Source organism: Roseateles sp. P5_B10, assembly GCF_056400485.1.
Genome location: NZ_JBFULE010000236.1, coordinates 1 through 7,011 on the forward strand (window position 1 = coordinate 1; position 7,011 = coordinate 7,011).

Consider the following 7,011-nt stretch of genomic DNA (forward strand, 5'->3'; position numbering starts at 1 on the left):
GTCTATCTGGTGTACGAGCGGGAGTGGGGCACGCTGTCCTTTGGCGTTACGGCGGACGCGCAGCGCCGGCTGGTTCGCTTCGTGGTGTCGACGCGCCGCCGTTGACGGTCAGGGCTGGCGCGCCGCCACCTGCTTGCGGATCGCGTTGACCATGTTTGCATCCGCGCCGGCCAGCATGGAGGTGCGCGCCGTGATGCGGCCTTCGCCGTCGAGCAGGATGAGCTCGGCGCTGTGATTGAACTCTCCGTCGGGCAGGGCGCGGTACTGGAACTTCAGCAGCGCGGCGATCTTGCGCACCGTGGCCGGGTCGGTGCGGGCCAACGTCCATTGCGAGGCGTCCAGCCCACGCTCCTTGGCCATGGCTTCCAGCTTGGCCGGCGTGTCGCGCGCCGGGTCGAAGCTGATCAGCAGCACCTTCACGCGCCGGCGCTCGGCCTCGGTCAGAGCCGCCTCGGTGTCGCGCGCCGCGTCGATCAGCATCGGGCAGACGAACTGGCAGGAGGTGTAGAACATGCTGACCAGCACCGGCTGGCCGCGTCCGCCATCCAGGCGGATCACCTGGCCCTGTTGGTTGGTCAGCCTGGCATCCAGCTGGTAGACCGAATCGCCGGGCAGGGCGGCCATGGCCGCGCCGGCCAGCGACAGCCAGGCCCAGATCAGAAATCGTTTCATGGCTTTACCTCGCGAGCACATCGAAAGCCCAGGCTGCCGGTGCTGTCGGCCGCGCTGAGAGAAGAGAGCAGCGCCACGCGCATCAGCACGGCGTAGTTCTGGCGGTCCTGCAGGTCGATGGCACCGGCGCCACAGAACTTCAGCCGGTCCGGGTCACTGGCGCTGCGGCTGTCGGCGTTGACGAGCAGGGCGTTGAAGTCATCCACCCATTCCCAGGCCACGCCGTGCAGGTCGCGCACGCCGTAGACGTTTGCCGCGCCTCCCACCGCTGGCAGCGCGCGGTTGGCCGGGCGGGCATACCAGCCCAGGATGCGCGCCAGCCAGGCCGGGTCGCCGCGAGCATCGGTGCGCGTGGCGTCGGCCGCGGCGGCGTATTCCCATTCGTACCAGGTCGGCAGTCGGCCGCCCTCGGACTCGCAATAGGCCTGGGCGGCGAACCAGCTGACCTCGGTGACGGGGGTGTCATCACCGCCGGCCTCGGCGCTGACTTCGGCCCAATGGCGCAGATAGCCGGCACCGGCGAAGGCCTCAGGCGCGCGGCTGGCCTGCCATTCGGTGTGGGTGGACAGAAAGTGGCCGAACTCGCTACGCGTGACGGGCGTCTCGCGCATCTGGAAGGCCGCGACGCGCGTCGGCTCGCGGTCGGTGTCGCGCGCCAGCACGCTGTTGAGCGTGCCGGCCGGCAGGGCCACATAGGCCGCGCCGGCCAGGCCCAACAACGCGCTGGCCAGGGCCATCAGTGCGCTGCCTGGTTGGTGGTGGCGGGCTTGGCGGCGCGCTGCTTCCTGACCTCGTCGGCCGAGACGCTGCCGCCTGCATTGCCCCAGCTGTTCAGCACATAGGTCAGGATGTTGGCGACCTCGTCGTCGTTGAGCTGGTTCATCGGCGGCATGACCGAGTCGTAGTCCTTGCCGTTGACCTTGACCTTGCCCGACAGGCCGTGCAGCACGACGCCGACGGCCCGCTTGGCGTCCTGTCCCAGCCAGTCGGACTTGGCCAGCGGCGGGAACACGCCCGGCAGCCCGGCGCCGTTGGCCTGGTGGCAGACCGAGCAGGTGCCGGCGAACAGCGCCTGGCCGGCGGCGATCTGGTCCTTGGCCGTCAAGGTGCCGCCCGCGGCGGCCGCGGTGGCGGTGGTCACGGCGCCGAGGTTGGGCGCGGCGCGGTCACCCAGGTAGACCGAGTCGACCTCCTTGCCGGAATAGATGCTCTTGTCCTCGGGACCGTCGATCTTCAGGATGGCCAGCGCGCCCTTGTTGAAGGCGCGGAAGATGGAGTGGTCGACCATCACATAGCTGCCTGGCACCTTGGCCTTGAAGTCGACGATGGCCGCGCCGCCGGCGGGGATCAGCGTCGTCTGCACGTTTTTCTGCGCCAGCGTGCCGCCCTCGAAGCGCACGTTGTCGAAGATGGCGCCGATGACGTGAAAGCTCGACACCAGGTTGGGGCCGCCGTTGCCGACGAACAGGCGCACGCTCTCGCCCACCTTGGCCTTGATCGCCTTGTCACCGGTCAGCGCGCCCTCGGCGCCGTTGAACAGCACATAGGTCGGCTGCTCGGCGATGGCCTTTTCCATGTCGAAGGGCTGCTGGCCCTTCTCGCGGTATTTGCCGGTCGTGTAGAAGTCGCCCTGCATGACGTAGAACTCATGGTCCACCCTGGGCAGGCCYTGGGGCGGCTCGACGAGGATGAGGCCGTACATGCCGTTGGCCACGTGCATGCCCACCGGCGCGGTGGCGCAGTGGTAGACGTAGATGCCTTCGTTGAGGGCCTTGAAGGTGAACTGCGATTCATGGCCCGGCGCCGTGAAGCTGGATGCCGCGCCGCCGCCGGGGCCGGTGACGCCGTGCAGGTCGATGTTGTGGGGCATCTTGCTGCTCGGGTGGTTCTTCAGGTGGAACTCCACCGTGTCGCCCTGGCGCACGCGGATGAAGCTGCCCGGCACGGTGCCGCCAAAGGTCCAGAAGGTGTAGCTGACGCCCTCCGAGATGGGCATGTCTTTCTCGACGACCTCCAGCTCGACGATCACCTTGGCCGGCGACTTGCGCCCGGTCGGTGGCGGCACGAAGGGCGGGCTGGTCAGCTGAGCCTGTACAACTGGCAGAGCGGGTGCGCCCTGAGCCAGCGTGGACGTGGTGATCGCGGCGAGCAGAAGCAGGCGCAGCAGCATGGCGGGTCTCCGTTGTGGTTCGGGCCATGCTAGGCAGCACAGGTAGGTGCGGCCTTGCGCTGGATCAAGCGAGGCAGCAGGGGGCTGTGCATCTCATCAACTCAACCACATCCCGCCGTGCGAGCGGCCCTCCGCCTTCTCGCCCTCGTCATCCTCGCGGCCATCGTGCCGTCGCGGTTCGGTCGGGCGAGCGTACCGCCGCCCGATCAGCGCTCGTTGACCTTCGCCTGTTGCATCAGCAGGTCGAGCTTGGCCTTCATCCGGTCCTGCGGCGTTCCGGTCTCGGCCCGGTACTGGAAGGTGTAGAGGACGTCCGGGGCCGGTTGGGCATCCGCAACGCCATAGATCGTGCTGATCATTTGCCGGTCGTTCGCGGTCAGCGCAACGCCGTCGTAGGGATGGGCGTGATGAAGCCGTTTGCGCCATTCCGTCTTCGCGGCCTCGCTCCCGGCCTCTGCGGGTGTCCCATGGCGGAAGACGTCGATCTCGGTCTTCTCGTCGGCGTTGTAGGCCACGATGCCTGCGATGCCCAACTGGGCATCCGCGGCGTCACGGGTGAATGCGAAGTCCAGCCGCAGGCGGCCGTCCTGATCGATCTTCTGCAACTCGGGCCCGTAGCTGAAAGCCAAGCGGCGATCGTCGAAGGCGAAGCTGCGGCCAAAGTCGATATGCAGCACCGATGCCGCCAGCGGCTTGGGCAGCAGGGCCCGCTGTGACAGGAAGCGGTCCCATTGCGAGAGCTTTCCTTCGTAGGACGCCGCGAAGAAGCCGGTCAGCAGCTTCAYCCGCTCGATCTGGAAATCGCGCCCCAGCGTGGAGACCCTGCTCTCGAAACCGACCGTACCGTCGGGCACGGGCAGGTCGAATTCGACCAGCCAGTCGCTGCCGAACCAGGTGGTGATGTGCCAGGCGCGCACTTGCCAGACCCGGCCCCAGGAGTCGGTGAAGAGGGTGTCCTCGGTCGGAGCGCCCATTGAAACGATCTTGGCATTCTCGGCATTGATGTGGATCGTGGCCGGGGACGCCTTGAGCACCACCTCCCTGGCCATCTGGGCGTCCGAATACCACTTCGCCTGATTGACGTTGTTCGGCTTGTGCCGGTGGAACACGAGGTATCCCTTGAAGTTGGCCGAGTCCTGCCAGCCCTCGCGGCCAAGATCGAGCCGCGTGTAGCTCGGCTGAGTGAAGATCCAGTTGCCGTTGCCGTTCTGCACGACGATGGCGGGCGCGCTGCGCTCGTAGAGGCCGTGAAGCAGCCGTTCGCTGCCGCTGCCGCGGGGGAAAGTCTCGTTCGCGTTGTCGGCGAGCAGCCCGCGCAGCTGCGCCGTATTGAACTCGTCCGCCGCCTTCATGTAGGCCGCCGACAGCTCGGCGAAGCTCTTTGGCGCAGTGATGTCCGTCTTGAATCGTCCCGACCGCGTCTTGTCGAAGACGGCGAAGCCGGCGACGGCGCGCGAATCCACGCTCACCAGGTGGTCTGGCGCGCTCTTTACGAGTGCGGCGGGAACGGCAATGTTCAGCGTGTTCTCGGAGGTGCGCATGGCGCGCACGAGACCGATCACGCTGCCCTTGGCGTCGATCAGCGGTCCGCCGCTGTTGCCGCCCGATATCGGCGCGGAGAACCGCATCCACTTCCAGCGCCCGCTCTCGTCTTCCGGCGTGTCCGACGTGTAGTTCCCTTCCCGCATGACGACGCCCTCGCCGAGTGCGTTGCCGACGGCGTAGACCGTCTCGTTGAGCTCAGGCTTGTCATTCAGTTCCAGGAAGGCGGAACGATCCGGCTGCTTGGCCAGCGTGAACACCGCGAAGTCCTGGTCGATAGAGCCCTTGGTGATCTGCGCGATCGGATAGAGCTTGCCGTCCGCGTCGCGCAACATCGGCTCGCCGCGCGAGTCGCCGAACGCTGCGATCAGCACGTGCATCGCCGTGGCGTACTGGTTCGGGCCGATGGCGAAGGCAGTCCCTATCGACACGTACTTGTCGGAGCGCAGCTGGTAGGGAATCAGCTCCTGCCAGGGCTTGTCGTAGGTGACGGACTCCTGGGCCGGCTTGGGCAGGACGACTTCAAAGGTCGCCTCGCGCACCTTGCGCTGGATGCCGGCCTCCAGCGGCGCCGCGCACGCGCCGACGCAGAGCTGCAAAGCGAGAACCACAACCCCGCCGATGCGAGCCGCCGCTATCAATGACTTTTGCATACGCCTCCCTTCTGGTGACGGCCCGAAGAAGGCTGGGCCGCCGAGGGATGCTGCGGTGGGCAGGCTGCCGGCTGGTATCGAGCGGGTGAAGAAGGATGAAGTGCCTGACGGGTGCCTGACTTGTGCCTGTCGGCCCGGCACCCCGCGCCACGCCCTTCAAACGCGACGATTCGGCCTGCGAGTTCGCCACGCCAGCACAGGCAGCCCGATCAGCAGCAGCCATGCCGCGACAGGTTCGGGCACCGCCGATGGCACGGCGTAGGTGAAGCCGCTGTCGCTTTGCAGCGTGATGCCCAGCGCGGGGTCCAGGCCGCCCATGTAGAGGTAGGCGGAGTTGCCGTAGTCGGCACTGTTGTTGCGCCCATTGAGCACATCGCCTGGCCCCCAGCCGTTGGAAAACATTCGCGTAAAGGCCACGAGCCCATAGGTGACGCTGACCTTTTCACCCACTTTGGCGGAGAAGGTCGTTTCGTAGTCCTTCAACGCGTCGCCGCCGAAATCGTCCGACACGTCCACGTTTTGATTGAACTGGTTGATGCCGAAGGAGAGCCGCCCGCCGCCTTGCCCGCTCACGTCCATCAACACCTTGACCGACACGGGGGTTCCGGCGGGCAGCACGGTCGAGTTGATGGTCACGCGATCCGTCAATTGCGCCGTGGCGCGTCCACCGATGGAGACGTCGTTGCCGCCCGCACCTTGAATCTGGACGAAGGTGGACGCGTGCAGTTGGCCGAAGGATGCGAATGCGCGTGCCCTGGCGTTCATCACGAAGTTTGGCACCTGCGAGACGTTGCCGGCGTCGAATACCGAACGCAGATGGGTCACAGTGCCGGTGTCTGTCGTTGGCGAGCCGAGCCCGATGAACCGACCGAACCCCACGCACTCGAAAGAAGCGGTGCTGCCGGGTGTGCAGGAGCCGGTCGTGATGACGTTGTCGGCACTTTGCGTGAGCAGGAGCGCCTCCACAAAGACACCGGCCGCCGTCGCTGAAAGCGACAGGGTCAGCAATGAGGCCGCCGCGGCAAGTCGTGCGCATCTGATCAGTAACGGCGCCCTGCGTGTTGTCAGCCGGCGCCGGGCCAGCCTGCCCACCAGCCACGGTTCAGGCACGACCGCAGCCACGGTCCAGTCGATGCCGTTGTCGGTCTGGGCGCTGCCGGCCGGCAGGCCGGCCATCGGGAATGCGATCAGTTTCATGGCGTGCTCCGAGATGCGGTGCCGCCACGGTAGAACGCGGCCGTTGCCGCGCCGTTGCGGCGCGCCTGTTCAGAGCCAGGTGGTGCGCAAGCTGGCCTGGATCTCGGGCCAGTCGGCCAGGCTGGCGCCCAGGCGTTCCAACCGGGCTGCGAGCACCTTGCCGCCCAGCGCCTGCGCCAGCTCCAGCGCGGCGGTGGCGTTGGTGCGGGGGTCATCGAGCACCGCCCGGGCCAGAGCCAGCTGTGACGCGTCGGCACCGGCGCGGCAGCGCACCGCCAGCATGCGCAGCCTCAGTTCGTCGTTCATGCCCGGCGCGTCGTCGTCGGGCAACCGCGCCAGCGCGCCGGCGAGGTCGCCTTCGCAGCAACAGCGTTGGGCGTCCACTAGCGCGAGCCGCTGCCGGACACGTGGGTTCTCGAGTTCGTCGGGCGGCCCCAGGCGCCGCAACCAGCTTCGCGCTTCACTCACCTCACCGCGCAGCAGCGCGCCCACCGCGCAAGCCAGCCAGACCGGCTGCCCAGCCTGCGGCGACTGGGCCAGCGCATCGTGGTCCAGCGCCGCGAGCAGGGCCGCGGCGCGTGGCCACTGGCCCAGCACCGCCATCGGCTCCAGCACCGCCATGGCGATGCCGGCGATGGACATCGGCTGACCGATGGCGATGATCTCGTCGATGGCCGGCTCGATGTGGGCCCAGGTGCGGCCCCAGTCGCCGAGCATGAAATAGGCGTCGATGAACAGCGCGCGAAACATCGTCCTGGCCTCGCTGCCCTTCTGGTC

General features: G+C 67.4%; 6 protein-coding genes. All 6 read right to left on the reverse strand.

From position 1 onward, the window contains the following. Window positions 1-108 precede the first annotated feature (108 nt). Window positions 109-672, reverse strand: a complete 564-nt coding sequence (locus tag AC1DU6_RS15410) for an SCO family protein (RefSeq protein WP_457321489.1) — start codon at window positions 670-672, stop codon at window positions 109-111. Continuing rightward, complete coding sequence (locus tag AC1DU6_RS15415; RefSeq protein WP_457321488.1) at window positions 669-1,409, reverse strand: formylglycine-generating enzyme family protein; 741 nt, start codon at window positions 1,407-1,409, stop codon at window positions 669-671. Before AC1DU6_RS15415 ends, AC1DU6_RS15410 begins: the two co-directional genes overlap by 4 nt. Continuing rightward, complete coding sequence (gene nirK / locus AC1DU6_RS15420; RefSeq protein ID WP_477858111.1) at window positions 1,409-2,842, reverse strand: copper-containing nitrite reductase; 1,434 nt, start codon at window positions 2,840-2,842, stop codon at window positions 1,409-1,411. The genes AC1DU6_RS15415 and nirK overlap by 1 nt, the downstream gene beginning before the upstream one ends. Before the next feature lie 206 nt (window positions 2,843-3,048). Next, window positions 3,049-5,037, reverse strand: coding sequence for a S1 family peptidase (locus tag AC1DU6_RS15425; RefSeq protein WP_477858113.1), 1,989 nt, complete (start codon window positions 5,035-5,037; stop codon window positions 3,049-3,051). A 156-nt stretch (window positions 5,038-5,193) separates the two neighbouring features. After that, on the reverse strand, window positions 5,194-6,234 hold the full coding sequence (locus AC1DU6_RS15430) for a hypothetical protein (protein WP_477858115.1): 1,041 nt from the start codon (window positions 6,232-6,234) through the stop codon (window positions 5,194-5,196). Window positions 6,235-6,303: 69 nt separating this feature from the next. Beyond that, window positions 6,304-7,011 (reverse strand): hypothetical protein (locus tag AC1DU6_RS15435; RefSeq protein WP_477858117.1); only part of this gene is annotated, 708 nt, incomplete at its 5' end.